This is a genomic window from Kangiella taiwanensis (assembly GCF_020005165.1).
In the GTDB taxonomy this organism is placed as follows: domain Bacteria; phylum Pseudomonadota; class Gammaproteobacteria; order Enterobacterales; family Kangiellaceae; genus Kangiella; species Kangiella taiwanensis.
In genome coordinates this window covers 641,751-667,634 of the sequence record NZ_JAHCLT010000002.1, presented here as the reverse complement: position 1 = coordinate 667,634, position 25,884 = coordinate 641,751, and the positions used below count along the sequence as shown (strand labels likewise).

Sequence of the window (25,884 nt, the reverse complement as noted above, 5' to 3'; positions counted from 1 at the left end):
AGCGGCTTTGTATTATATTTCAATAGCTTAATGAAGTTGGTAGATGGAAACACTGCCGCTAACTTCATTGGCCACTGCGAGTAGCGCTTTGCCTGTTGGGCTGTCTTTGGCTGGAATAAAAGCAAGTCCTTCTGGCGCCAAATCACCAACTTCATCGTATGCACCTTTGAGCGCGACGGGGTCACTATCATCGTCAATCTCAAAGTCTTTACTGAAATCGCGATTGTTGACGTAGGTTTCAAAGGTTGGCTGTTTTGGGTTGGTGATATCATAAACCATGATGCCGCCGTGGCGTTCTAGGCCGATAAAGGCGTAGGTTTTACCCTCAATAACGCCTGTGGTGATGGCTTCTGGCTCAGCCCCTTTGTCATCAGAGCGACTGTCGCCTTTGTTTTCGTTTTCATTGCTGTTGAAGTTATCGCCATAGCGCTCGATCAATAGCTGCTCAAAATCATCTCCGCTATCATAAACTTGCTGAACGTTATCATCCCAAATACTGAAAGAGCGTGCACCATAGCTGTAAAGCTTCTCATGCATACCGTCGCCATTTTCATCGCCCAGTACGTTAGTCACTTTTAAACGGCCAATGCCATTCTTGTGATAATAAGAGTCGATTACGGAAGGTGACTTGATGGATAGTTTTTTCGCTCGGAATTCTTCAGTGAAACTGATACAGCCGTCTTCATCGTCAAATTTATGGCCAGCAGCTTTACAGTCTGCTTCGGTGGCATCATAAATATACTCTCGGGCATCGCCTTCGTTAGCGCTGAGAATATAGGTTTTACCGTCAACAACATATGATGCTATAGCATCCGGCTGGTACATACCATAAAGATTCTCATAAGTAGCTGCGTTGATGCCATCTTTGTTGCTGACATCAATTTTGTATTGTGACCAATCTTTAAAGCCTAAGCCTTTAACTCCAACAATGACTTCGTTAGCTAGATCGACAATCGCGATGGCATTATTTTCTTGTAGGCTGACATAAGCTTTGGTGTTGTCAGCATTAACAGCAATGTATTCAGGCTCTAAATCTTGCGCCACTGTGGTTCCCTTGGGGCTGGCGAATTTTACGCCACTCGACATAAGTTGTGCTTGTTGATGATTAAATTGGTGAAAGTTCAAATGCTTAGCTGAGTCAGCAATTTCTGGCTCGATGGCGATAATGCTAATAGTACCCTCGGGATCATTTCTATAGTCTTTACTCGGTTCACCCTCATTGGCGACAATCACTTTAGAACCATCATGAGTAAAGGTCACCATATCGGGTAGAGCGCCAGCGGTAACAGCCTTAATCAGCTGAGGCTTGGGTTGAACTAAACGATAGAACAGTATCGCGCCAGCCTGCTGCTTGTCTTTATTGGCAACAGCGACTGCCATAAGGTTGTTGTGTATGCTGAGTGAGTTAGGTCCACCGAGAAGTAAGTTTAGTTGCTCAGACGTTGAGACAGATTTGGGTAACTGTAAACGCTCGCTGGTGAGGTTTTGGCCACTGTAAGGAAGTGCTAAGGGCTGTATCGGAATATTTGAAATATCAATAATATCAATAGCTTTATCAGCACCGTTAACTACATAAAGCTTTTGACGAGCTGTATCATATTCAACAATTTCTGCTGCCCCTTCACCGTATTGGTTAGTAATATGACGACCAATCAACTCTAACTGAAGTGTTGGGCTGCTTGACAACCTGGTTTGCTCATCAGTGGTTTTACAAGCCGTGAGGCTCAAAAAACTACTGAGCAGTAATGTCGATAAGGCAATGCGCGTAATAGTCATAAGAGTATTTTAATTATCAATGGATTAGGTTTAATTATCCGCAGAGAATGTGACAGTGTGATGACACGCTTCGTTATACTCTTTTAGAATATACATTAGGAAAAAGGTTTACACTTAAATTTTTTCGTTGTACATTTGCTGAGCATTTGTAGCAAACGCACTGAATTTAACTTTGATGATTTCGCTTACGAGCAAACGATTGAACGACATGATAAACGTAAATAGCTTTAACACAGTACAGCAACGACGTCGCAGCCGAATAAAGCCGGCTGGGAGTAGCATCGTGTTGTCTAAGTAATCATCAGAACACAGAATTTAAAACCCAGCCATCGGCTGGGTTTTTTTATGCACGTCTAAAATTACCTCACCGATGGCATGACTGACAGGAATTGCCATGAGACATTTTTTAACTACCGAGCATTGGTCGCAAAGTGATTTGCAGGACATGATCGACTTCGCCAAAGTGCTGAAGAAAGATAAGTTCCAACCTCTGCTTAAAAACAAATCCGTTGCTTTATTGTTTTTTAACCCGTCACTAAGAACTCGGACGAGCTTCGAACTTGGGGTACACCAGCTTGGCGGTCAAGCCGTGGTCTTACAGCCGGGTAAAGATGCTTGGCCCATAGAGTTTGAGTTGGGATCCATCATGGATGGTGAAGCCGAAGAACACATTAAAGAAGTTGCAGCAGTTCTATCGGCTTACTGCGACATCATTGCGGTAAGAGCCTTCCCGAAGTTTCAGAACTGGAAAGACGATCGTCAGGATAGGTTGCTCAAAAGCTTGGCTCAATTTTCGACGGTGCCGGTGGTTAACATGGAAACCATTACGCACCCTTGCCAAGAACTGGCGCATATTATGGCGTTGCAGGAAAGCTTAGGGGATTTAAAAGGTAAGAAGTACCTGCTCACCTGGACTTACCATCCTAAGCCACTGAACACAGCGGTTGCCAACTCATCGTTGATGATTGCGACTAAATTTGGAATGGACGTGACCTTGCTGTGCCCAAACGAAGACTACCTGCTTGATGAGCACTACATGGCGCTAGGACAGACCTATAGCTCCCAACATGGCAATCAGCTCACAGTGTCTCATGATATTGATAGCGCTTATGACGGTGCTGATGTGGTTTATGCCAAAAGCTGGGGGGCACTACCTTTTTTTGGGCGGTGGGAAAAGGAAAAACCGATTCGAGATCAATATAAGCACTTCATGGTGGACGAAGCCAAAATGGCGAAAACCGATAACGCGTTATTTAGCCACTGCTTGCCCCTAAGACGGAACATTAAAGCGACCGATGGCGTCGTCGATTCAAACAACTGTATCGCGATTCTAGAAGCGGAAAACCGTCTGCATGTGCAGAAATCAATGATGAATACATTAATTAATACGTGAGGTTGTCGTTGTGAGTAAGGTAAATAAAGAAAAGGTTGTATTAGCATTCTCAGGTGGTTTGGATACCAGCTTTTGCGTGCCATATTTAATGGATAAAGGTTTTGAAGTGCATACTCTGTTTGTTAATACAGGTGGTGTCAGCACGAAAACGATTGAAGACATCGAGCAGACAGCGATGAAGTTAGGAGCTGAAAAACATTGGACCGTGGATGGACAAAAAGAGTTGTGGGACACCATCGTAAAGCCACTGGTGTGGGGTAATGCTTTATACCAAGATCAATACCCTGTGCTGTGTGCCGATCGGTATTTGATTGCTAAAGAAGCTGTGAAGCTGTGCAAGAAACTTGGCACAAAGTACGTTGCGCATGGTTGTACGGGTATGGGTAATGACCAGGTGCGTTTTGACCTATCGATAAAAGCATTAAGTGATTTAACTATTTTATCACCGATTCGTGATATTCAAAAAAATGTCACGGATGTTAGGCAGTATGAAATTGATTACTTGAGTCAAAAGGGTCACCAAGTGTCATCCGTTCATAAAAGCTACAGCGTTAATGAAAACTTGCTTGGCGTCACCATTTCAGGTGGTGCAATCGATAAATGGCAAGAGCCAGAAGACAATACTTACATCTTAACGAACCATCCAGCAAATATAGACAGCACCATAAGTAAAGTGTCTCTGGAGTTTGAAAAGGGTGAGTTGACTAAGCTCAACGGAAAGGACATTGATGGTGTTTCAGCAATGCAGGAGCTTAATAAAACCCTCGGCAGTTACGGTATTGGGCGTGGTATTTATACTGGCGACACTATTATTGGTCTGAAGGGACGGATCGTGTTTGAAGCACCTGCTCTAATAGGCTTATTTGCTGCGCACAAAGCTTTAGAAGAAGTGGTCCTGACACAACAGCAAAATCATTTTAAACCTACCTTGGCAAAAAAGTGGATCGATTTGGTGTATCAAGGGTTTTACTTTGATCCTTTGACCACCAACATCCAAGAGTTTCTTCAGTCGTCACAAGCTAACGTCACTGGAACTGTTGAGTTAAAGCTATCGGCAGGTCAGTTAGAAGCTGTGGCTGTGACTAGTCCGCACATGATTATTAATCACGATGTTGAGTATGCTCAAAAAGCAAACTGGGGAATTGAAGAAGCTGCAGGTTTCATCAAATTGTTCGGGCAAAGCACAGCGACTTGGTCGAGTGTACAGCAGCAAAAGGGTAGCTTCTAATGACGCAAAATAATGCTTTTAAAGCGGTAAAACAAGCGCCAACGATGCAGCAGGTTAAAAAACATTTAGCTGCTTTGGTGGGCTTTGATACGACAAATCCACCAAGGAAAATTGAAGAGTCAGGTATTCTCGAGTACTTAACCACAAACCTTACTGACGCACAAATTGATGTCATTAACTATGGTAATGGCTCGATTAATATTTTGGCGACGAAAGGTACCCCACAGTATTTATTTAATTATCATATAGATACGGTGCCAGTGACGGAGGGCTGGGCAAGCGATCCTTTTGAGCTGATTGAAAAAAACGGCAAACTGTATGGACTGGGAGCTTGCGACATTAAAGGCGCTGCGGCTTGTTTGTTGGCCTGCATTGAGTCGGGCCTAGAGCATTATGCGGTACTATTTTCATCCGATGAAGAACATGGCAACAGCTTATGTGTTCGTTCTTTCTTAGAGGAGAAACATCAGTACCAAGGCGTTGTCGTCGCTGAACCCACTCAAGCCAAAGCGGTATTGGCGCACCGTGGAATTATTACCGCCAATGTTGTATTTGAAGCGAAAAGTGGCCACAGCTCTGAACCTAGAGCTTTGACCGATAACAGTAACCACCAAGCAGCGCAATGGATTGTTGATGCCAAAGGCTGGGCTGGCCAGAAACTTGAAGAAAGTTTTGAGTCATTAGCAGGAACTTGCTTTAACGTGGGCAAAATCGAAGGCGGAATTAAGCCGAACATTATTGCTCCTATGACGACTATCAAATTTGGACTCAGACCTCTTCCCGGAAAGTCGGTAACTTTAACGTTAGAAGAACTGGTTAATGCAACGGAATTAAATGATGATCAAGTTGCTGTTGGATTTAAAGCGCCATCACTTCCCGCCAAAGATAGCGTCGGACAGAATCAAAACTTGGCTAAAAATTTAGGACTATCGGTTGGCGACCCTGTTAATTTTTGGACCGAAGCCGCGTTATTTTCTGAGGCTGGCTATCCATCGATAGTCTACGGGCCTGGTTCTATTGAGCAGGCGCATACCGCGAATGAGTGGGTTGATTGTAAAGAATTAGAGCAAGTGCTAGCTGAGTACTGGAGGATCTTACATCATGACTAGTTCCGTGAAAGATACGATTTATAAGTTGCTCACTGTTATGGACAGTGAAACGCAGATACGAAAGTACCTTAAACGTTTTTCCTCAGAACAGGGATTGAAGTTTGCTGTAATAAAAGTCGGCGGGAAAATTCTGAAAGAAGAAATGGAGAACCTAGTTGCATCGCTAACTTTTCTGAAGCAAGTGGGGTTAACGCCGATTATTGTTCATGGAGCTGGCCCTCAACTAACGGCGCGTTTGAGTGAGAAAAATATTGCAGCTGAGTTTGTCGACGGACAAAGAGTGACCAGTCCAGAAGTGCTTAAAGCCGCACGCGAAGTTTTTATTGATGAAAATCATAACGTAACATCGCAATTGAAAGAGTCGGGTGTTGACGCAACGTCTTTTTATTCTGGTGTTTTCGAGTGTGATATTCAACATCAAGACACTTTAGGCTTGGTGGGGACTATTACGTCCGTAGAAATAGAGCAGTTATTGAAAACGGTTAAAAAAGGTCGAGTACCGGTTGTTAGCCCGTTAGGTGAAACTAAGGAAGGTCAAATCGTGAATGTGAATGCAGATTCCGCCACCTTTAGTTTGGCCAAAGCAATTCAACCATACAAAATTATCTTTCTTACCGAAACGGGCGGCGTGCTTGATGAGGAAAGCAATATTATTCCAAACATTAGCATCGTCAATAATTATAAGTACTTAATTAAGCAGCCTTGGGTGCATTCAGGGATGAAGCTAAAGCTGGAAAAAATTAAAGACATTCTGGAAGTGATGCCAACAGCAACATCGGTATCAATCACTAAGCCTCAATTGTTAGCGAAAGAATTGTTTACGGATAAAGGATCGGGAACTTTGGTGAACATGGGTGAAAAAGCTATAGAATCAGAAAACTGGTCTGGTATTGAACAGGACAAACTAAGAATCCTTATTGAGTCATCCTTTAATAAGAAACTATCGAGTAATTATTTCGACGATATAGAGCTGTATAAAGTGTATGTAACTGAGTGTTATAGAGCGGCTATTATTTTGTCTAAAACAGATGGTATCCCCTATTTAGATAAATTTGTCGTTAATGATGATGCTAAAGGGGAAGGGTTAGGTCGTGCACTTTGGGAGAAAGTCATCTGGAAAAACAAAAAGCTATTTTGGAGAGCGAGCTTGCAGAACCCTGTAAACAAGTTTTACGCCACGGTAGCAGACGGTTTTATTAAAACGGGTGAGTGGAAAGTTTACTGGGTAGGACTGACTTCTTATGACGACATTCAACAAAGCGTACAGTATGCCATTTCAAAAAATAAAACTGTGAATGAGGAGTGGGCTGTATGAAAATTCAAGCTGTGTTAGTGGGAGCTAGAGGTTACGTTGGAGCAGAGCTTATTTCAATATTGTCTGAGCATTCAAGTATTGATTTGATCGCCGCCAGTTCGCGAGAGCTTGATGGAAAGCCCGTTGAGCAGTATTCAAAAAGTGAACTGATTTACGGTGACCTGTCACCACAAGATATCGTAGAGCTGTCACCTGACCTAGTAATACTGGCACTACCCAATGGTTTGGCAGAAAAGTTCGTCAAGCCACTGGACGAAACTAGTGCGCCTATTTCAGTGATTGATTTAAGTGCTGATTACCGTTTTGACCCAAACTGGAGCTATGCACTACCTGAAGTTCACTTAAATACTGTGGGCAGTCGAATCAGCAACCCTGGCTGCTACGCTACGGCAATACAGTTGAGTGTCGCACCAGTAAAAGACTTGGTAGATGGCAGCATTAGTTGTTTCGGTATATCTGGATATAGTGGGGCGGGTACGACACCATCTGATAAGAACAATTTAGATTTGTTAAAAGGGAATGTGATGCCCTACAGCTTAGTGAACCATTTGCACGAAAAAGAAGTGTCACATCATTTGGGCTTAGACATTAAGTTTTCGCCTCATGTTGCTGAGTATTTCCGTGGCATCAGCTTGACATCGCATATCCCGCTTAAAGAATCATCTGACATCAAAAGGATAAAACAGTTATTTCAAGAGTATTACCAAGGCAAGCCGCTGATCAAATTACAAGACGAACCACCACAGGTGGCGTCGTCAGCTCATTCTCACGGCGCTACGATCGGCGGCTGGTCATTATCCAGTGACGGAAAGCATCTTGCTTTGTGTTGTGCTTTGGACAATTTACTGAAGGGCGCAGCTTCACAAGCTGTACAAAATATTAATATTGCTTTTGGGCTGCCACAGCTAGAAGGCTTGCAAGTTACATCAGTTAGGTAAAATAGTATGACTCAACCTTTATGGAGCAAAACTGCGGAAGATTCGCAGACGATACTGCAAAAGAAAATCACGCAGTTTATGTCGGGTAATGACGTTATTCTGGATCGTCAAATTTTTGTTTATGATATTCAAGCCAGCCAAGCGCATGCTGAAGGTTTGGAACGAATTGGTGTTTTTAGTCCCAAAGAATTGACACAGATTAAGCGGGCATTGTTAGAACTTACAGAGCACTTTTTAAGTAGCAGTTTTGTGTTGGATGATCGTTTCGAAGATGGTCACTCTGCTATTGAATGGTACTTAACAGAAGAGTTAGGAGAGCTAGGAAAAAAAATTCACACTGGACGGAGTCGTAATGACCAAGTTTCTGTCGCAACAAGACTCTACTGTCGAGATGCTTTAACTAAACTTAAAAAACAGTGCCTAGCTATTGCTGAAAGCTGTTTAACACTGGCTAAAAAGCATGAGCTTGATATCCTGCCGGGTTACACGCATCTGCAAAGAGCTGTCGTGTCGAGCTGGGGAATGTGGTTCGCGTCTTTTGCCGAAGCTTTTTGTGATAATGCTTCTGATGCCAACAACACCTATCATTTAATTAATTGCAACCCTTTAGGAACCGCAGCAGGTTACGGTGTTAATTTACAGCTTGATCGTGACCATACCACTCAAGTGCTTGGTTTTAACCGTAAACAAATCAATCCTATTTATGCGCAAAATAGCCGCGGTAAGATCGAGTTGCAGGTGCTCAGCAGTTATAAAAATGCATTGCTGGATATCAGGCGTATGGCTTGGGATTTAAGTTTATTCTCGACTGCTGAGTATGATTTTGTCCAGGTTGGTGATGATTTTAGCACTGGCTCCTCCATTATGCCGAATAAACACAACCCAGATGCAGTGGAGTTAATGCGAGCATCGTATGCTCAGTTAGTTGGCTCTTATAATGAAATCGAATCGCTACTGTCGCTGCCCAGCGGGTATCAACGTGATTTGCAAAATACCAAAGGCGCTCTGCTACGTGGCGTTTCCACGGCACAGCAATGTTTGGAGTTGGTTCCTGATTTATTAGGCACCTTAACCATTAATCATCAACAGTGTGAGCAAGCTGTTGAAGCTTCTATGTTTGCCACGGATAAAGCTGTGGAATTAGTCATTGAAGAGAGCATGCCCTTTAGAGATGCCTATCGCCATATCAAACATAACTATGATGAGCTGGAAAGCCGTAGTGCGGTTGAGTCGATTAAACAACGAGTATCGCCGGGTTCTTGCGGGAACTTGATGCTACAAGAAATTTCGGAGCGACTAGAAAATCTTATTTAATAGACTCTAGAGAAAAGGCGACTTTGGTCGCCTTTTGTAATGAATGTTACGGACTATTTGTTTTTAGCCGCTTCAATTATTTTAGTTGTCGATACCCCGTCGACAAAATCAAGGATAATAACATCGCCTCCATTCGCTAAAACGCTCTCTGAGCCTGCGATCTCTTCAACTTTATAGTCGCCACCCTTGACCAAGATGTTTGGCTGCAAAGCTTCGATTAATCGCTGTGGCGTGTCTTCAGTAAACTCTACCACCCAGTCGACGCTAGAAAGCTCTGCTAAAACTTCCATGCGTTGCTGAGATGGGTTGATTGGGCGACTTGGCCCTTTTAAGCGCGATACGGAGTCATCGCTATTGACTGCAACAATTAGTCGATCACCAAGCTGGGCTGCCTGCTTAAGATAAGTCACATGGCCAGAGTGGAGGATGTCGAAACAACCATTGGTCATGACGACTTTTTCACCTGAAGCTTTGGCTTGCTTTAGTAACTCAATCAATTCGAGTTCAGTAGTAACGCCTTGTTGTAAAGGTTGCTGTTGCAACATGGCATAACTTAGCTCTTGTGGAGTGACGGTAGCCGTTCCAAGCTTGCCTACGACGACACCCGCTGCAAGGTTTGCAATCTGTACTGCTTCTGTAATCGACGTACCTGCTGCGATTGAGCTAGCCAAAGTCGCCACCACAGTATCCCCCGCGCCAGTCACATCGTAGACTTCGCGTGCTTGAGTTGGTTGGAGGTAAGGCTCTTGGTTAGCGCTAAATAAGGCCATGCCTTTTTCGCTTCGAGTGACCAATAAACTGTCAATGTTTAAGCTTTGTCGAGTTTTTCGGCCACGCTCAAAGAAGTCTTCTTCAGAGCTTGCTTTGCCAGCGATAGTGTCGAATTCTGATTGGTTCGGCGTGATTAAAGTAGACTGACGGTATTTGGTAAAGTCGGAGCCTTTAGGATCTACGATCACGGGTTTGTTGGAAACGAGCGCGGCCTGAATAATCGGTTGTGGATCGGCTAGAGTACCTTTACCGTAGTCCGATAAGACGACAACATCATGTTGCTCTATCAGTTTACTCAATGCTTCAATGTTGAGGCCATTAGTTAAAGAGAAGTCTTTCTCAAAGTCAGCACGTAACAGCTGCTGGCTGCGGCTCATTAACCGTAATTTAGTAATGGTTTGTTGATTGCTGCGCTTTTCAAAGTGGCAGTTCACTTTTTGGTGTTGAAGTATTTCCTCAAGGCTTTGAGCCGCTTCATCGTCGCCAGTGATGCCACACAGTGTCACCTCACAGCCCAAAACGGCAATATTCAAGGCCACATTACCCGCGCCACCAGCTCTATCTTCGGTATTGTTAACATTAACCACAGGGACTGGGGCTTCTGGTGAAATTCGCCCAGTATCGCCATACCAATAGCGATCCAGCATGATATCGCCTATCACTAATACACTTGAATTGTTAAATTTTGGAAGACTTAGGTTCAAAACGTGTCTCAAATACCAATATTAAGGATATATTAATCATATCGCGTTAACCTATTCGATGTAAGAGCTCGATGTAAGAGTTGAGATATATTTTGTTAAATATCAATAACTTTAAGGTAGACTGTTAGGCAGTTAAATACAGATTGGAGGTTTACTATGAAACAATTGATGATGTTGGTGGCTGTAAGTGTGATGGCTTTAGTACTAGCTTCTTGTGCTGGCGCTCGTAAAGGCTATAGCGCAGAGCAGTGCCGTCAGGCTGTGGATACGGCGTACGAAGAGTTGAACTTTGCTAAAAGTGAAGGCTTTGCTGGTACAGTAAACTACACAAAAGCTGCGAGCTTGCTCACGGCAGCGAAGACTAACCAAACGTTCGAAAGCTATGATGCTTGTGTTGAAAATGCTGAAAAGGCACGTTACTACATCAATGAGTCGAAGAAAGGTGAGTAACGCTTTTAGCGACACAAGCACAATAAAGAGCGACCTTAGGGTCGCTTTTTCGTCATAAAGCCGCTTTTATCGGAATTAGGCTTGGTTAGTGGCGACGATAATAGATACAATGAATAAAACTAGGATGCAATGTTGCACAGATAATATATGCCAAAAAAGACCCATCAAGACCCACAAGCAGAGCTAGAAGCACAGCGCTATGAAAACCCCATTGCGAGCCGGCAGTTTATTTTAAAACTGCTGGAGGACGCGGGTGAGCCAGTGTCATTTGAAACGATTGCTAAAAAGTCTAATATCGATGAGTCCGAGCAAAAAAGGGCCCTGCATAAGCGCCTCAATGCCATGGAACGAGACGGTCAGTTAATTTGTAATCGCAAGGGAAAATACTGCCTTGTCGATGCGACGGATTTAGTGAGAGGCAAAGTTCTAGCCCATCGAGACGGCTATGGCTACCTTGAGCTAGAAGAAGGTGGTGATGACTGGTATCTATCGCCTCGTGAAATGCACAGTGTATTTCACGGCGATAAAGTTTTGGCTCGAGTGAAGAAAGTCGATAAGCGAGGACGTACAGAAGGCGCTATCGTCGAAATTCTTGATGGCTCAACCAATCACGTGGTCGGCCGCTTATTCGAAGAAAGTGGCTTATTATTCATTTCATCTGAAGACCCCCGAATTTTACACGACTTGATTATTTCACCCGACGATACGTTAGGCGCTGAGATTGGTCAGGTGGTGGTGGCTGAGATTGTTCAGCGCCCCAAAAAGAATCAACACGCCCGAGGAATTATTACGGAAGTTCTTGGTGATCATCTTTCTGCGGGCATGGAAATTGAGATTGCGATCCGAAATCACCAAATTCCTCATGAGTGGCCAAAAGAAGTATCTTCAGAGGTCACTGAGTTACCTGTAGAAGTATCAGACAAAGACTGGGAAGGACGTGCTGATTTACGTAAGCTACCTTTGGTTACCATTGATGGTGCTGATGCTCGTGACTTTGATGATGCGGTGTATTGTGAGAAACAAAAAAAGGGCGGCTGGAAGTTATGGGTAGCGATTGCTGATGTCAGCCACTATGTGCGCCCGGGCTCTGCACTTGATAAAGAAGCGATAGAGCGTGGGAACTCAGTCTACTTCCCTGAGTTTGTGGTACCCATGTTGCCAGAACTTTTATCCAATGGTTTGTGCTCGCTGAATCCAAATGTAGACCGTTTGTGTATGGTTGCTGAGATGGATTTGAATGCTGAGGGTAAGGTAACCGATTCGGACTTTTACCCTGCAGTGATGCACTCTCATGCTCGGTTTACCTATGAAAAGGTATGGGCAATTCTAGATGGTGATGAAGCGCTTCGCGAAGAATACCAACCAAGAGTGAAAGAGCTTGAGGAGCTTTATGAGCTGTTCAAGGCGCGCATAAAACGTAAGACACAACGTGGTGCTATTGAGTTTGAAACCACAGAAACGCAAATCATTTTTGATGAAAATCGAAAGATAGAAAATATTATTGGTCGAAGCCGAAACGACGCACATAAAATTATTGAAGAGTGCATGATCTGTGCCAACGTTGCTGCTGCAGAGTTCATCGAGCAGAGTGAGCTGTCGGGTATGTTTCGAATCCATGAGGGACCGTCCGAAGAACGCCTCGAAAAGTTCAGAGCATTTTTAGGTGAACTGGGTATTTTCTTGTTCGGTGGCGAGAAGCCTGAGCCTATGCACTATCGTGAGTTACACGATGCCATTAAAGAACGCCCTGATTATGAATTGATTCAAACCATGATGCTGCGTTCGATGATGCAGGCTGTGTATAGCCCACAAAATGAAGGGCACTTTGGACTAGCCTTTGACTCCTATACGCACTTCACCTCGCCAATTCGACGCTACCCGGACTTGATTGTCCATCGAGTGATTAAAGCGTTACTCAAAAAACAAAAGGTGGCGGGCTCTGAAAGTGGTCAGGCGTATACCGAACAAGAGCTCGTGAACTATGCTGAGCATTGCTCAATGACCGAACGCAGAGCAGACCTTGCCACTCGAGATGTGGTGGACTGGCTTAAGTGTGAATATATGCTAACCCGAGTTGGAGAAGACTGCTGGGGTACCGTGGCAACCGTTACCAGTTTTGGTATCTTCGTTGCGCTGGATGAACTATTTGTCGAAGGCCTGATTCACATCAGCGAACTCGGCGATGATTATTACCATTTTGATGCTACAAAAATGCGCCTCATTGGAGAGCGTAAAGGACAAAGCTTCAGAGTGGGGGATAGAGTCAAAATCAAGGTGGCGAATGTTGATCTTGAGCAGCGCAATATAGACTTTGAGTTACTTGAGCGAGAAAAAGTTAAGCGTGAGGAAGTTAAAGGCTCTGAACGCAGAAAGCTTTACGCAAAGGCGAAACGCTCTGGCTCGTTATCGGGTAAAGATAAAAAATACGGTGGCAAAGGGAGTAACGGAAAAGGAAAAAGTGATAAGGGAAGAAAAGGTGGCGCGACTAAAGGTGGGAAAAACACTAAAAAGAAGCGCGGTAAAAGTGGCAAAAAGAATAGACGTTGAGAGTTGTAAGTTGGTATGTCAGAAATAGTTTATGGGTTGCATGCAGTTGAAGTACTGCTTAAAAGAAATAGCGATAGCGTTGAACGGTTGTATGTTCAAAGTAATAGGCACGACCAGCGTGCTCACAAGCTAGTCAAGCTAGCGCAGTCAAAAGATATTCCTGTCTCGCAAAAAAGTCGCGAGGAGTTGGATGAGATGACAGAACAGCGTCATCAAGGTGTTATTGCGATAAGTCGTCAGCTGCGCAAAAAACAGTACCATGAAAAGCATATCCCTGAACTGTTAGATGCAGTTGAGGGTGAGCCTTTAGTCTTAATTTTAGACGGCGTGACAGACCCGCATAATTTGGGGGCTTGCCTCCGTAGCGCTGATGCAGCAGGCGTAAATATGGTTATTGCGCCAAAAGACAATGCCGCGAGCATTACCGATGTCGTGCGCAAAGTTGCGTGCGGCGCAGCAGAATCCGTGCCCTTTATTCCTGTGACAAACTTGGTTCGAACCATGAAGCAGCTGCAGGAACGTAATATCTGGATTGCAGGCACGGCTGGTGAAGCTACCCAAGATATCTACCAAGCAAATTTAACGGGAGGTTTAGCAGTCGTCATGGGCGCTGAAGGTGATGGTATGCGCCGACTAACCCGCGAGAACTGTGACTTTTTAATTAAAATTCCTATGGCAGGCGAAGTATCTAGCTTGAACGTGTCGGTGGCCACTGGAGTGACCTTGTTCGAAGCCGTAAGACAAAGACAAAACTAATTTAACATTTGTTGAATAAAGTGTTCTTTTTGTTGATATAAACTCAGTGCCTTTTCGAAGCTTACCTTGTAGAAAGATACTGTTTCTTGGGCCTTAAGCTGCCCCAGTAAGTTTAAGTCGGCACTGATGACTTGGCCAATTCTGGGGTAACCCCCTGTTGTTTGGCCATCCGCTAATGTCACAATCGGTCGGCCACTATCAGGAAGTTGGATGGTTCCTGTTGTAACTGGAACTGTGGTCATTGAAAGTGCTTGTGACAAGTTGATTGGCTGGCTCTCTAGGGTTAATGCCATTCGGTTGCTGTAACTGCTGACTTTAAACTGACCTTCAAAAAGATCTCGAGCACTTTGCTCGGTTAGAAGATTGTCTTCTCTTCCTTTGGTTATTCGGACAATCACGTGTTTCTGTTGTAGGTTATGGTGCAATTCTTGCAGTAACTCTGATGGTGTCACGCGTGTATTTTTGATTGTTTTACTACTGATTGCTACTTCGTCCCCGTCTTTTAAAGCTCGCCCCTTGTAGCCTCCGAACTCAGCCAGCAGGTTAGTTGAGAAACTTCCCATGACACAACTTTTTTTCAGCTGTCCTGCGAAAGCGATATAAGCTCTGGCCCCAAAATGTAATTTGCCAAACTGTAAGACATCGCCTGCTTTTAGGTGCAGGGTTGTGTTCATTGGCTGTGGTGTGTCGTTAATCAATAACTCAAACTCCGCGCCTGAAATACCGATGGACATCGGCTGAGTAAACTCTAAAGTCGGCCCCAGCTGGGTAACCTCGAGTGTGGGGCTAGTTTTAGATTTGCCCACCAACCAATTGGCAATCTGATGGCTGTAGGAGTCTAATGCACCGTTTGAGGCAATGCCGTATTGGCGGTAAGTATGCCGCCCCAAGTCTTGGATAGTCGTTAATAACCCTGCCTTGATGATTTTAATGGTCATACTGATTAAACTCTTCAAGACTAATAGGTTTGAATATGATGGTATCTAAGGGTTTGGCGATAGCAGGGTTTTGTCGGGAAGAATCGAGCATGCTAATAGGGGTTTTACCAATAATGTGCCAGCCACCAGGGCTTGCAATCGGGTAAACCCCTGTTTGATCGCCGCCAATAGCGACTGACCCCGCATCAACTCGTGGACGTGGATTTTCTCGACGTGGGCAATGAAGCGCTTTGTTGAGGTTGCCCAGATAAAGAAACCCAGGCAAGAATCCTAGCATATACACCGGGTACTCTGCTTGAGAATGGAGCTTAATCAATTCCTCAGTGGGTATTCCAGCATGATTGGCGACATAAGCCAGATCGGGTGCCAGAGACTCATGATAACAAACTGGAATGTCATGACGTGTGCTTTGAGAAGGAGCTAGTGATTTGGTTTTGTCGAGCAATTCCTTTGTCTCTTGAAGCAGTCGTTCTACCTGAAACGCCTTTGGCTCAAAGATTAAGAGAAGGGAGTTATAAGCGGGAACAGCTTCAACAAAACCTTCAAGACTTGCTTTTTCTATAGCAAGCTTTGCACCAAGGATAAATCGAGAAAGCTCAAGGCTAATCTCCTCCTCAAACTCGATGATTAATGAGCAGTCGCTATTAATGTATAACGAATATTTTGCCATTAGTGACCTGCAGATATGTGGATGTTATTTTGTTGCAACAACCTATTAAGTTGTTTGGCAATATTCAGTGCATCAGGGTTGTCACCGTGAAGGCAAATAGAGTCAACTTGAATAGTGAGGCTCTGACCTGATGGAGTCGTTATCGCTTTGCCTTGAGCGAAGTTGAGAGCTTGTTGCAAGCTCTCATCAAGATGGCCATGTAACGCTATGGGTTCACTTCTGGGTACCAATGTTTTGTTCGGCTGATAATTCCTATCCATAAAGCCTTCATTGATAAACTCTAGACCTGCACGGTGAGCAGCATCCCGCATGGCTGATTCAGCCAGCCCCATAAATTGGATGGACTCGGAGAGCTGTGCAATTTCTTCCGCAATAGTCGTCGCGAGTTTTAGGTCCACTGCTGCATCGTTATACAGAGCACCGTGGGGCTTTACATGACTGAGCACAACTTCTTGATGACGGCAGCTTTCCAACATGAGTTGAAACTGCTCTCTCAGCGTTTGACGCAAAGCTTGCTCGCTTAACTTTAATGACTTCCGACCAAAGTTAACTTTATCTGGATAGGAAGGGTGAGCACCGACTGCTAATCCGTGCTGCTTCGCATTGTACACAGAGACTTCAATGCTTTTTCTATTCCCAGCATGCCCACCACAAGCAATGTTGCAGGACGAAATGAATGGCATAAGCTTAGCATCCTTAGCCCAGTCAGCTGGGTAAGTGCTTTCGCCTAAGTCGCAGTTGATGTCTATAGTCTGTTTCATGGCCTTATCTTAGCAATGGTCACAGTACCTGGAAAGCTGATAGCAAGCTTTTGCCGCCTAAAACAATCGAAACGATCACGACCACAAATCCTAAAATGTTTTGCCATATGCTATTTTTATGCTGTCCTAAAAAGCCTTGGTTCATAGCCCATAGTAGAAAGCTTGCAATAATCGGTAGCAATAAGCCGTTAGCTACTTGAGCAAACCAGATGACTGAAACAGGCTTTAAGCCTAGCGATGCCACTGCCACTCCAACCACTAGGATAACCATCCAGATGATCCGAAACTTATTGTTTCTGAGGTCCTCGGGGATGTTGAGGAGTCCAGACAAAGCATAAGCAGAGGCTAAAGGCGCTGTAATGGCTGATGAAATACCTGCAGCAAAGAGGCCTAAAGCAATCATGTATTGGGCTAGATCACCAAACGCTGGCTCTATACTTTTGGCCATATCTGCGGCGCTATTAATGTCCATCTGACTGCCAAAGAAGGCGCTGGCTGCGGTCGATACAATGGCGACCGATATTAAACCACCGATTGGAATGGAAATATAAATATCTTGCCGAGCTTGTTGCAGCTCTTCCGGCGTTTTCCATTTCTTTTTTGCACTAGAAGAGTGCAAGAATAGGTTGTAAGGAACCACGGTGGTACCAATTAAAGCGATGACTGTGAGCGTAGCACCATCTGGTAATGAAGGAATGAGCAACCCTTTAAATAACCCCACAATATCGGGCTTGGTAATGGCAAAAGTAACCAAAAAAGCGACACTCATTAATATGACAACGACGATTAAAATCTTCTCAATGAACCGATAGCTGCCCGTCCACAAGACAAAAAAGGCTGTTACACCGATGATCAAGGCTGCTAAATCAAGGCCTGCAAGATCAGGGTAGTCCCAGACAGCCTGTACGCCCAACGTCGCCCCCGCAATATTGCCACCCTCGTAGGCGGCATTGCCGATGATAATGGCGCTGACTACGAGAATAATGGATATGACTTTTAATACAGGATTTTTGACTAATTCGCGAATGGACTGTCCGAGTCCTTTCTGCCCGATAACACCGAGCCGGGCGGTCATTTCCTGCAGAATCATGGTTGCCAGGACCGAAAACAATAAGGCCCAAAGCAGGCTAAAACCGAAGTTTGCGCCAGCCTTAGTGGCTACCGTTACGGTTCCTGGACCAATAAAAGCGGCGGCAACCAGGGCCGCTGGACCGATAGAAAATTTAGACTTTGCCATTGGTGACGTTACCTTTTGGGTAAGGGTTACAAGTTTATCCAAAGGGTATCGGGTAATCAGGGTAATGGCAATGCATGAGGGATAAAGTAAAAGTGTGGCCTTTACCGATAGGGAGATAAAGACCACGGGGTAGAACTTTTATAAGACAGGTATTTCTAACTCTTCAGGCCATACGCTGAACTGTACTTGCCCGATGTGCTCTTTTTGTAGCAGGAACATGATTAACCGTGACTGCCCAATCCCTCCGCCGATGGTTTGTGGAAGATGGCCTGCCATCAGTTGTTGATGCCACAGATAGTTTAAGCGATGTTCACAGCCTCGAATTTGGAGTTGTTGGTGCATGACCTGTGGTGACACCCGGATTCCCATTGACGATAACTCGAAAGCATCCTTCAGAATAGGATTCCAAACCAGAATGTCGCCGTTTAGTCCATAATGTCCCTCATCGTTAGGAGTGCTCCAGTCATCATAGTCTGGTGCTCGACCGTCGTGAATCGAGCCATCGCTGAGCTCACCGCCGATACCGATAAGGAAAATAGCACCATGTTGTTTACAAGCCTCATGCTCACGTTGACTGGGTGATAAGTCCGGATACTGTTTTCTCAGCGCTTCGGTTTGAATAAATGTAATATCTCGCGGGAGTAAAGCCTCACGTTGCATGGCCTTGGCCACCACTTGATCGGTTTCCTGCATAGTCTTATAAATTTTCTGTACGGTCTCTTTTAGATAGTCTAAGTGTCTATCATTATCGGCAATGACCTTTTCCCAATCCCATTGATCCACATATAAAGAATGACGTTCGCTGAGGCATTCTTCATCAGGACGAACCGCACGCATTTGTGTCACGATGCCACTTTCCACATCGAAATCACTCCTTGCCAAAAGTTGTCGCTTCCACTTCGCTAATGACTGCACTATTTCCAGGGGTTTACTAAGGGTCTGGCTTTGTACCGCGACAGGCCTTTCAACACCGTTGAGGTCGTCCTGAATACCATCACCTTGGTAGGTCAGAATAGGTGCTTGTACTTCAAGTAATGATAACTCTTGGCTTAGTCGCTCGATAAAAAATGATTTTGTTCTTTGAATCAGCCTCTGATCTTGAATAAAGGCTTCTTTTGGTAATTTCTTCATGACGGTGCCTTGATACGTATTTGTTATTTAACGATTGATATTTTTATAGTTAAAGTGTTTTTTAATCAATAAGTATCTAACAAAAATGCAATGTTGATAAATTCTGTCTAATATTTGATAATTAATTTAATATTTGTATATTTTGGTGAGTGTTTTCCTGTGAAAAATTATGAAATTGATAATCTGGATAAAAAGATTCTCGCGCAATTACTTCAAGAAGCTAGAACACCTTACGCTAAAATAGCTGCGAATTTGGATGTGAGCCCAGGAACGATTCACGTCAGAATCGAAAAAATGCGTCAAGCGGGCATAATTAATGGCACAAAAGTAAAGGTAGAAGCTAAAGCACTGGGTTATGACGTTTGCTGTTTTGTCGGAGTGTATTTGAAATCGGCGAAAGATTACCAACCAGTGAAAGAACAGCTGATAAAAATACCTGAAGTCATTGAAGCCTATTACACCACGGGGCAATACAGTATTTTGCTTAAGGTTGTTGCGCCTGATATTGATCGGTTCCAGCATATTCTGATCAACAAATTGCAATCAATAGAAGAAGTGCGCTCGACGGAAACCTTGATATCCCTGCAAAACCCAATTTACAGGGATATCGATGGTTTGTTGCTTTAAGTTGTTAGTGTGATGAGTGAAGTGCTAACAAGTAGTCTTTAAAATCATCAAAGTCATTATCGAGTGAGTCCGATAGGTTCGGTTTGTCTAAAGCTCGACTAATGGCTTCTGGTCTATCGATGGGTTGCTTTAAAATGTCTTCCAGCACATCTGCAAACTTAGCGGGATGTGCTGTCGCTGCAACCATATCGTTGCTCTGATCTGAAAATAATTCTACACATTGGGTTGCTCTGAGACCCACCGCGGTGTGTGGATCAACCATGTAGTTCTGCTTAGCGAAGTATTTAATCATTGAGCAAGTCCGTTGGTCATCGACACTTATGGCGCTCATCTCGTCAAATAATTTGTCCAGTTCATTTTGATAGTGGTACAAAATTCTTGAAAAGTTATTTGGCTTGGATACGTCCATAGCATTAGATAACGTTCGCTGTGTTTCTTTCGGGTACCAAGTTTTGTCTAGAAAAAAACGTGGCACCGTGTCGTTCTTGTTAGTTGCCGCCACGAGGTGATTAATAGGGGCCCCCATCGCTCTGGCTATCATAGCGGCAGTGAGGTTGCCAAAGTTGCCGCTGGGCACGAAAAGGCGGTCGATTGGCTCATCCAACAAAGCTGGAAGCGCATTGTAGTAACACACCTGAGCCACTAGCCGCGCCACATTGATCGAGTTTGCTGAGTTTAGGTTTAGTGTATTTGTGACTTCATCATCACTAAATGCCTGCTTGACCAGAGTTTGGCAAGCATCAAAGTCACCGTTAACTTGAACCGTATGGATATTGTCGCCTAAGGTGCAGAACAGTTGTTCTTGTTCCTTAGAAATTTTTCCTTTGGGATAAAGTATCACGACGTCAATATCTGGCTGGCCATGAAATGCGTGAGCAACTGCTGCGCCGGTATCACCGGACGTCGCGGTGACGATGGTGGCTTTATCTTTATTAAAGTGTGCTAAACATTCAGCGAGAAAGCGTGCGCCGAAATCTTTAAAGGCGAGTGTTGGACCATGAAAAAGCTCAAGCACATGCAGTCTTGAGTTTAGTGACTGCACGCGAATAGGGAAGTTAAACGCCTTGCTGACCATGCTTTTTAGTCGCTCTCTTGGCAACTCTCCCGAGATGAGGCTGTTAAGTGTTTCAACTGCGATGGTCTGAAAGTCTTTAGTGGCAAAGACTTTCTCTGGTAGTCGCTCGATGTTTTGTGGAAAGTAAATGCCACGATTCTCGCCTATAGGGTTGAGCACGGCATGTCCGAATGAAACGATTTGTTTTTGTTGAGCTATATTGACGAACGACATGCTTCATCCTCCCCAAATTTACTTAATTGTTGTGCACCTTGTTGATTGAGCTGACAAATATGACTAAAAGCTCGGTCGTTTTCATTGTAGTAATGTGCCAAGTAATCATGAACCCCATGAGCAGCTTCTAAGTTTTCACATACAGCGAAAATAGTAGGCCCAGAGCCTGAAATCCCCATGGCGCTGGCACCATGTCCGAGTAGTTCGGCTTTGTGCTTTTGAAAATTGGGCAGTAGTTCATAACGGTACGGTTCGGCAATGACGTCCTTTAAGTGGTACAGAGCGCCTCTTTTGTCTTGTCGATAAAGGCTGCTGATAAAGTTAGCCAAGTTTTGTGCATACGCCGTTGCTTGAGTTAAGTCGATAGATGAGGGGATCGCTTCACGCGCAGCTTTTGTCAGAATATTCGTGCCCGGATTAGCGACCACAATGTACCAGTCATCAAACCATGGCAGTGCGTTACTGATGGACTCGTCGGCAGACATCAGTTGTAAGCCACCCAAATAACAGGGTGCGATATTGTCGTAGTGGAGGCTGCCACTGATTTGGGCCTCCATATTGCCCATCATTAACAGTAATTCTCTTGATGAAAAAGGTTCTTGATACCATTGATTGAAGGCGGCAAACGCTGCAACAATCGAACTACTGCTGGAGCCTAGCCCACTACCGACAGGTAAGTTTTTCTCAAGAGTCACTAGTAATGCGTCCTGCTCAACCCCTTTTCGTTCCAGCTTTTGATGAAACAGTTCATAGCATTGATGGACGATATTGTCACTGGCATTAGCAGGCAGTTGCTGTGCAAAGTTGCCTTCAGTGATTAACTGATAGTCGCTGGCTGAATCTACGCGAACCACATCACCGAGCAATGAGCCGTCGATTGGGCTTATCGCTGCGCCCAGTAAGTCGTAACCGACAGAAAAGTTGCCGATTGAGGCCGGTGCAAATACTTCGATACTCATTACGCTAGCTCCTGTTCACGGTGTGGTAAGGTTTGCAGAATGTCGGAAAATATTCCTGAAGCTGTGACAGAGGCTCCTGCACCATAACCTTTTATCACAAAAGGGATCGGCGAGTAGTAATCGCTATACACGGCGATAGCATTTTCTCCGCCTTTAATATCATACAGCGGATGGTCTTGTGAGACCTGTTGTAAACCTACGTGAAGCCGTCCGTTCTCAAAACTGGCAACGTACTTGAGGGTAGCGTTATCCGTTTTAGCCTTGCTGAATAGTGTTGCAAAGTGCTCGTCAATTTTTGGTAAAGATGTCATAAACTGTCCAATGGAACCAGTGGAGTTAAAATTCTTGGGCAGTAAAGAGCTAAGCTCAATGTCTTCCAATTCTAGCTCTGCTCCTAGCTCTCTTGCTAGAATCAATATCTTCCTGGCAACATCCATACCGCTTAAATCGTCACGAGGGTCAGGCTCAGTGAAACCTTGCTCTTTGGCTTGTGACACGGCCTGAGACATGGGGATGCCTTCTTCGACAAGACCTAAAATGTAGGAGAGTGAGCCTGATAGAATGCCTGAAATATTGTGAACTTTATCGCCAGAACACAATAGGGAGTCCAGTGTTTTCAGAATCGGTAAGCCCGCGCCAACGTTTGTTTCATAGAAAAAATGGCGAAAGCGACGAGATGCCGATTGACGAATATTGCGGTAATTATCCATGTCACTGGAATTAGCCTTTTTATTGGCTGTTACTAGGTTGAAGCCCATATCGAGGTAGTCGGCATAGTTCGCGCTGACTTCATCTGAGCAAGTGCAATCGACAATTGTTGGATTAACATAACGTCCTGATAGCAGTAGTTGCTGTAGTTTTTCGTTGCTTAAGCTCTCTTTACTCTGTTCCAGCATCGGACGCCATTCGATGCTATCCAATGCATCATCTGCACAGTAATATTTGGAGTTGGCTATAAGTCGGACATTAGCACTAATGCCTTTTGAGTCGAGGTAAGGGCGCTGGGTTTGAACTTGGCGAATAAGTTCTGCGCCGACATTACCACAACCAAGAATAAATAAATCAACTTGCCGTTTGCGATCGAAAAACTCTGCGTAGACTCTGTGATAGGCCGATAATAATTGATTGTCTTCGATCACGGCTGAAATCGAGAGCTCTGATGAACCTTGCGCAATGGCTTCGATATTGGCACCGCCAGAAGAAATGGCGCTTAAAAATTTGGAAGAGATACCTTTCTCTTGGATCAAGCCTTGACCCACCACGGTTAGAATGGAGCGGTTAGGACGAGTATCGATAGGGTCTAATTGATGTTGATTCAGTTCTCTGGCGAATTCCTCTTTTAAGGCGTGTTTTGCTATAGCAGCATCTTGCTGGCGAATGGCAAAGCAGACGCTGTACTCAGAAGACGACTGGCTGATGAGAATGATGGAGATATGGTGTCTGGCTAAGCAACCAAAGATTCGCTCGGCAGCGCCGTAAGTATCGCAAAGATAACTACCGCTAATGCTGACTAAACTGATTCGGCCTTGGCTTGAGATAGCTTTGACCTTGGCATCGTTCGAACACCTAGGTGCGATGACCGTGCCCGGATCGTCAGGAGCAAAGCTATTTTTAACCGTGAGCGGGATGCCTTTTTGACGAACTGGGCCAATGGTTTTGGGGTGGATAACGCCAGCTCCGTGGTGTGCGAGTTCCATCGCCTCACGGTAGGAAATACTGTTGATCAGCTTAGCCTGTGGGATCTTTTTGGGGTCTGCATTATAGATCCCTGACACATCAGTCCAAATGTCTAGAGCATTAGCGTCACACAAGTTTGCCAAGATCGCTGCAGAGTAATCCGAGCCGTTACGGCCCAACAGACACGCTTGACCATACTCATCAGAAGCAATAAAGCCCGGAGCGATTATAAAGTGAACATTAGAGGGTAGCGATAGTGCTTTCCAAGCTTTTTGGCTCGCCACAAGATCGGCTTTAGACTCTAATGTCGGGCCATTAGCAATAATGGCGTCGCGGCTATTGAGCCAATGACTGGAATACCCATGGCTTTTAATCAGAGCGTGTAAGATGTATGAGCTAAGATACTCTCCCGCTGAAAACACTTCGCTGAGCAAGTGTTGATCGATCACATCAGCACTGTGGTGTGCTTCCCAGTGTTTGATCAGTATCTGTTCCAGCTGATGAAACTGCTCCAGTAGCGCACCAGAACCCTCTATTTTTAGCTCATCAACGATCCGTTTATGACGCTGGAAAAGCTTGGCAAGTAGTTCTTTTGCTGAAAACTTATCCTCAGTTTCAATAAACAGGTGCAAGGTATCGGTAGTGGTCGCTGTCGCAGAAACGGTAATGATACTGCGCGTTGTGCGTGCAGTGATAATTTTTGCGACATTGCTAAAGCCTGCGCTGTCTGCCAGCGAGGAACCACCGAATTTTAGAACTTTCATAACATTTCCTGTTGATTGAATCGGGCTGGTCGGCCCGAGGTTAGTAAATTTAAAGCAAAAAAAAGCCCGAGGTTTTGAGGCCTCGGGCTTTAGTGTTCGTTTTTTTCTACACAATAACTAGCCAGCGACCTCCGTTAGGAAAATCGTTGTGGTGGTAGTTGTTGTGTTAAAAATAATCATTGAGCCGAGATTAACCTTAAATATTTTAAGTGTCAACGCCTAACTAAATGGTTTGAGCAGTTAAATTGGTTGATCTTTAGGCGCTAAATCCTTAAAATACGCGCCCTTGGTCATTGGTGGCCAAGCTTTTTACAATCAGGTTTACTCCTTGTTGCTTATAGATCGCAGTTTTCATACTGGCTATAGGTGGCTGGAAACCGAAAGGAGACTTTAAATGAGACACTACGAAATCGTATTCTTGGTGCACCCAGATCAGTCTGACCAAGTTCCAGGCATGATCGAGCGTTACAGCAAGATGATCACTGATGCTGCTGGTACTGTTCACCGTCTAGAAGACTGGGGCCGCCGTCAGCTTGCATACCCTATCAATAAGCTTCACAAAGCGCACTACGTTTTATTAAACGTTGAAGCGACTGGTGAAACTATCGAAGAATTAGAAGATAGCTTCCGTTATAACGACGCCGTTCTACGTAACATGATCATGCGTCGTAAAGAAGCGATCACAGAAGCTTCTCCAATGGCTAAGAAAGACGAGAAACCTGCTCGTGACGAAAAGCCAGCTAAAGAAGAAGCTAAGAAAGAAGAATCAACTGAAGCTGCGGCTGAGTAATAAGGAGACATATCATGGCACGTTTTAACCGTCGTCGTAAGTTCTGCCGTTTCTCGGCTGAAGGCGTAACTGAGATCGATTACAAAGATACAGCTACGTTGAAAAACTACATCACTGAAACTGGTAAAATTGTTCCTAGCCGTATTACCGGTACTAGCGCAAAATACCAACGTCAATTAGCTAGCGCTGTAAAGCGTGCACGCTTCTTGGCTCTTTTGCCATACACTGATAGCCACGAATAAGCGGCATTTTGAGAGGGTATAACGATGAACGTCATTTTACTTGAAAAACGTCGCAACCTTGGTGATTTAGGTGATACGGTAACTGTAGCTGCTGGCTATGGTCGTAACTTCCTTATCCCTACGGGCAAAGCAGTTCCTGCGACAAAAGAAAACATTAAATACTTCGAAGAGCGTCGTGCTGAATTAGAAGCAAAAGCTGAAGAAGTACTTAAAGCTGCTCAAGAGCGCGCTGACAAACTAGCTGGCCTTGAAGTTACTGTTGCTGCAAACGCCGGTGACGAAGGTAAACTTTTCGGTTCTGTTGGTACAGCAGACATCGCTGAAGCAGTTACTGAGCAAGGTGTTGAGTTAGAAAAGAAAGAAATTCGTATGCCAGAAGGCGCTATCCGTCAAACGGGCGAATATACTTTCGAAGTACATTTACACCCAGAAGTTGAAGCTAACATCAAAGTTGTTGTTGTTGGTGAATTCGACGAAGCTCAAGCTTAATTCTGAATTA

At 44.5% G+C, this 25,884-nt stretch carries 23 protein-coding genes; 13 read left to right on the top strand and 10 right to left on the bottom strand.

The genetic code is table 11. From position 1 onward, the window contains the following. Positions 1–27: 27 nt before the first annotated feature. Positions 28–1,776, bottom strand: coding sequence for a choice-of-anchor I family protein (locus tag KFK88_RS08665; RefSeq protein WP_223578624.1), 1,749 nt, complete (start codon positions 1,774–1,776; stop codon positions 28–30). A gap of 388 nt (positions 1,777–2,164) precedes the next feature. On the opposite strand from KFK88_RS08665, the gene KFK88_RS08660 reads away from it, so the two are divergent. From KFK88_RS08660 to argH, 6 genes are read left to right on the top strand one after another with little or no spacing between them, the layout of a single operon-like run. Further along, positions 2,165–3,169: an N-acetylornithine carbamoyltransferase gene (locus KFK88_RS08660; RefSeq protein WP_345252454.1), complete on the top strand. Its 1,005-nt coding sequence runs from the start codon at positions 2,165–2,167 to the stop codon at positions 3,167–3,169. A gap of 10 nt (positions 3,170–3,179) precedes the next feature. Further along, a complete protein-coding gene (locus KFK88_RS08655) occupies positions 3,180–4,397 on the top strand; it encodes an argininosuccinate synthase (protein WP_223578620.1) in 1,218 nt (405 codons plus the stop codon). Then, positions 4,397–5,506 carry an acetylornithine deacetylase gene (locus tag KFK88_RS08650; RefSeq protein ID WP_223578618.1) on the top strand — a complete coding sequence of 370 codons (1,110 nt, stop codon included), beginning with the start codon at positions 4,397–4,399 and terminating at the stop codon, positions 5,504–5,506. The genes KFK88_RS08655 and KFK88_RS08650 overlap by 1 nt, the downstream gene beginning before the upstream one ends. Further along, positions 5,499–6,821: an acetylglutamate kinase gene (locus tag KFK88_RS08645; protein WP_223578616.1), complete on the top strand. Its 1,323-nt coding sequence runs from the start codon at positions 5,499–5,501 to the stop codon at positions 6,819–6,821. The genes KFK88_RS08650 and KFK88_RS08645 overlap by 8 nt, the downstream gene beginning before the upstream one ends. Beyond that, on the top strand, positions 6,818–7,759 hold the full coding sequence (gene argC / locus KFK88_RS08640) for an N-acetyl-gamma-glutamyl-phosphate reductase (protein ID WP_223578614.1): 942 nt from the start codon (positions 6,818–6,820) through the stop codon (positions 7,757–7,759). Before KFK88_RS08645 ends, argC begins: the two co-directional genes overlap by 4 nt. Before the next feature lie 6 nt (positions 7,760–7,765). Beyond that, positions 7,766–9,073 (top strand): argininosuccinate lyase, encoded by a 1,308-nt coding sequence (gene argH, locus KFK88_RS08635; protein WP_223578612.1) that lies wholly within the window; start codon positions 7,766–7,768, stop codon positions 9,071–9,073. 53 nt (positions 9,074–9,126) lie between these two features. On the opposite strand, the gene hldE is transcribed toward argH, so the two are convergent. Continuing rightward, positions 9,127–10,548, bottom strand: a complete 1,422-nt coding sequence (gene hldE / locus KFK88_RS08630) for a bifunctional D-glycero-beta-D-manno-heptose-7-phosphate kinase/D-glycero-beta-D-manno-heptose 1-phosphate adenylyltransferase HldE (RefSeq protein WP_223578610.1) — start codon at positions 10,546–10,548, stop codon at positions 9,127–9,129. Between the two features lie 156 nt (positions 10,549–10,704). On the opposite strand from hldE, the gene KFK88_RS08625 reads away from it, so the two are divergent. The 3 genes from KFK88_RS08625 (at position 10,705) to rlmB (ending at position 14,301) form a co-directional block, all read left to right on the top strand. Next, positions 10,705–10,998, top strand: a complete 294-nt coding sequence (locus tag KFK88_RS08625) for a hypothetical protein (protein WP_223578609.1) — start codon at positions 10,705–10,707, stop codon at positions 10,996–10,998. A 147-nt stretch (positions 10,999–11,145) separates the two neighbouring features. After that, a complete protein-coding gene (gene rnr, locus KFK88_RS08620) occupies positions 11,146–13,545 on the top strand; it encodes a ribonuclease R (RefSeq protein WP_223578607.1) in 2,400 nt (799 codons plus the stop codon). A 15-nt stretch (positions 13,546–13,560) separates the two neighbouring features. Next, positions 13,561–14,301, top strand: a complete 741-nt coding sequence (gene rlmB / locus KFK88_RS08615; protein WP_223578605.1) for a 23S rRNA (guanosine(2251)-2'-O)-methyltransferase RlmB — start codon at positions 13,561–13,563, stop codon at positions 14,299–14,301. Here the strand turns inward: rlmB and KFK88_RS08610 are convergent. The 5 genes from KFK88_RS08610 to asnA form a co-directional block, all read right to left on the bottom strand. Continuing rightward, positions 14,298–15,239, bottom strand: coding sequence for a 5-oxoprolinase subunit C family protein (locus KFK88_RS08610; RefSeq protein ID WP_223578603.1), 942 nt, complete (start codon positions 15,237–15,239; stop codon positions 14,298–14,300). The two genes, rlmB and KFK88_RS08610, sit on opposite strands and share 4 nt — an antisense overlap. Then, positions 15,229–15,909, bottom strand: a complete 681-nt coding sequence (pxpB, locus tag KFK88_RS08605) for a 5-oxoprolinase subunit PxpB (protein ID WP_223578601.1) — start codon at positions 15,907–15,909, stop codon at positions 15,229–15,231. Before pxpB ends, KFK88_RS08610 begins: the two co-directional genes overlap by 11 nt. Then, positions 15,909–16,670 carry a 5-oxoprolinase subunit PxpA gene (gene pxpA, locus KFK88_RS08600; RefSeq protein WP_223578599.1) on the bottom strand — a complete coding sequence of 254 codons (762 nt, stop codon included), beginning with the start codon at positions 16,668–16,670 and terminating at the stop codon, positions 15,909–15,911. Before pxpA ends, pxpB begins: the two co-directional genes overlap by 1 nt. A gap of 19 nt (positions 16,671–16,689) precedes the next feature. Next, positions 16,690–17,907 (bottom strand): Nramp family divalent metal transporter, encoded by a 1,218-nt coding sequence (locus KFK88_RS08595; protein WP_223578597.1) that lies wholly within the window; start codon positions 17,905–17,907, stop codon positions 16,690–16,692. 138 nt (positions 17,908–18,045) lie between these two features. Continuing rightward, positions 18,046–19,038, bottom strand: coding sequence for an aspartate--ammonia ligase (asnA, locus tag KFK88_RS08590; protein WP_223578595.1), 993 nt, complete (start codon positions 19,036–19,038; stop codon positions 18,046–18,048). Positions 19,039–19,197: 159 nt separating this feature from the next. Between asnA and asnC the strand changes: the two genes are divergently transcribed. After that, positions 19,198–19,665, top strand: coding sequence for a transcriptional regulator AsnC (asnC, locus tag KFK88_RS08585; protein WP_223578593.1), 468 nt, complete (start codon positions 19,198–19,200; stop codon positions 19,663–19,665). A gap of 4 nt (positions 19,666–19,669) precedes the next feature. Here the strand turns inward: asnC and thrC are convergent, their stop codons facing one another. From thrC to thrA, 3 genes are read right to left on the bottom strand one after another with little or no spacing between them, the layout of a single operon-like run. Beyond that, positions 19,670–20,953, bottom strand: coding sequence for a threonine synthase (thrC, locus tag KFK88_RS08580; RefSeq protein ID WP_223578591.1), 1,284 nt, complete (start codon positions 20,951–20,953; stop codon positions 19,670–19,672). Beyond that, complete coding sequence (gene thrB, locus KFK88_RS08575) at positions 20,935–21,912, bottom strand: homoserine kinase (protein WP_223578589.1); 978 nt, start codon at positions 21,910–21,912, stop codon at positions 20,935–20,937. The genes thrC and thrB overlap by 19 nt, the downstream gene beginning before the upstream one ends. Continuing rightward, positions 21,912–24,353 carry a bifunctional aspartate kinase/homoserine dehydrogenase I gene (thrA, locus tag KFK88_RS08570; protein ID WP_223578587.1) on the bottom strand — a complete coding sequence of 814 codons (2,442 nt, stop codon included), beginning with the start codon at positions 24,351–24,353 and terminating at the stop codon, positions 21,912–21,914. The genes thrB and thrA overlap by 1 nt, the downstream gene beginning before the upstream one ends. A gap of 394 nt (positions 24,354–24,747) precedes the next feature. Between thrA and rpsF the strand changes: the two genes are divergently transcribed. Genes rpsF through rplI form a run of 3 tightly spaced genes read left to right on the top strand, consistent with a single transcriptional unit; the run spans position 24,748 to position 25,874 of the window. After that, on the top strand, positions 24,748–25,143 hold the full coding sequence (gene rpsF, locus KFK88_RS08565; RefSeq protein WP_223578585.1) for a 30S ribosomal protein S6: 396 nt from the start codon (positions 24,748–24,750) through the stop codon (positions 25,141–25,143). Between the two features lie 14 nt (positions 25,144–25,157). Next, positions 25,158–25,385, top strand: coding sequence for a 30S ribosomal protein S18 (gene rpsR / locus KFK88_RS08560; protein WP_223578583.1), 228 nt, complete (start codon positions 25,158–25,160; stop codon positions 25,383–25,385). Positions 25,386–25,409: 24 nt separating this feature from the next. Further along, positions 25,410–25,874, top strand: a complete 465-nt coding sequence (rplI, locus tag KFK88_RS08555) for a 50S ribosomal protein L9 (protein ID WP_223578581.1) — start codon at positions 25,410–25,412, stop codon at positions 25,872–25,874. Positions 25,875–25,884: the final 10 nt, after the last annotated feature.

What these genes read in the sequence shown, in the direction of transcription:
- KFK88_RS08665 (WP_223578624.1), bottom strand. Translation starts at nt 1,776, where the DNA reads ATGACTATTACGCGCATTGCCTTATCGACATTACTGCTCAGTAGTTTT.
- KFK88_RS08650 (WP_223578618.1), top strand. Translation starts at nt 4,397, where the DNA reads ATGACGCAAAATAATGCTTTTAAAGCGGTAAAACAAGCGCCAACGATG.
- KFK88_RS08645 (WP_223578616.1), top strand. Translation starts at nt 5,499, where the DNA reads ATGACTAGTTCCGTGAAAGATACGATTTATAAGTTGCTCACTGTTATG.
- argC (WP_223578614.1), top strand. Translation starts at nt 6,818, where the DNA reads ATGAAAATTCAAGCTGTGTTAGTGGGAGCTAGAGGTTACGTTGGAGCA.
- argH (WP_223578612.1), top strand. Translation starts at nt 7,766, where the DNA reads ATGACTCAACCTTTATGGAGCAAAACTGCGGAAGATTCGCAGACGATA.
- KFK88_RS08625 (WP_223578609.1), top strand. Translation starts at nt 10,705, where the DNA reads ATGAAACAATTGATGATGTTGGTGGCTGTAAGTGTGATGGCTTTAGTA.
- rnr (WP_223578607.1), top strand. Translation starts at nt 11,146, where the DNA reads ATGCCAAAAAAGACCCATCAAGACCCACAAGCAGAGCTAGAAGCACAG.
- rlmB (WP_223578605.1), top strand. Translation starts at nt 13,561, where the DNA reads ATGTCAGAAATAGTTTATGGGTTGCATGCAGTTGAAGTACTGCTTAAA.
- KFK88_RS08610 (WP_223578603.1), bottom strand. Translation starts at nt 15,239, where the DNA reads ATGACCATTAAAATCATCAAGGCAGGGTTATTAACGACTATCCAAGAC.
- pxpB (WP_223578601.1), bottom strand. Translation starts at nt 15,909, where the DNA reads ATGGCAAAATATTCGTTATACATTAATAGCGACTGCTCATTAATCATC.
- pxpA (WP_223578599.1), bottom strand. Translation starts at nt 16,670, where the DNA reads ATGAAACAGACTATAGACATCAACTGCGACTTAGGCGAAAGCACTTAC.
- KFK88_RS08595 (WP_223578597.1), bottom strand. Translation starts at nt 17,907, where the DNA reads ATGGCAAAGTCTAAATTTTCTATCGGTCCAGCGGCCCTGGTTGCCGCC.
- asnA (WP_223578595.1), bottom strand. Translation starts at nt 19,038, where the DNA reads ATGAAGAAATTACCAAAAGAAGCCTTTATTCAAGATCAGAGGCTGATT.
- thrC (WP_223578591.1), bottom strand. Translation starts at nt 20,953, where the DNA reads ATGTCGTTCGTCAATATAGCTCAACAAAAACAAATCGTTTCATTCGGA.
- thrB (WP_223578589.1), bottom strand. Translation starts at nt 21,912, where the DNA reads ATGAGTATCGAAGTATTTGCACCGGCCTCAATCGGCAACTTTTCTGTC.
- thrA (WP_223578587.1), bottom strand. Translation starts at nt 24,353, where the DNA reads ATGAAAGTTCTAAAATTCGGTGGTTCCTCGCTGGCAGACAGCGCAGGC.
- rpsF (WP_223578585.1), top strand. Translation starts at nt 24,748, where the DNA reads ATGAGACACTACGAAATCGTATTCTTGGTGCACCCAGATCAGTCTGAC.
- rpsR (WP_223578583.1), top strand. Translation starts at nt 25,158, where the DNA reads ATGGCACGTTTTAACCGTCGTCGTAAGTTCTGCCGTTTCTCGGCTGAA.
- rplI (WP_223578581.1), top strand. Translation starts at nt 25,410, where the DNA reads ATGAACGTCATTTTACTTGAAAAACGTCGCAACCTTGGTGATTTAGGT.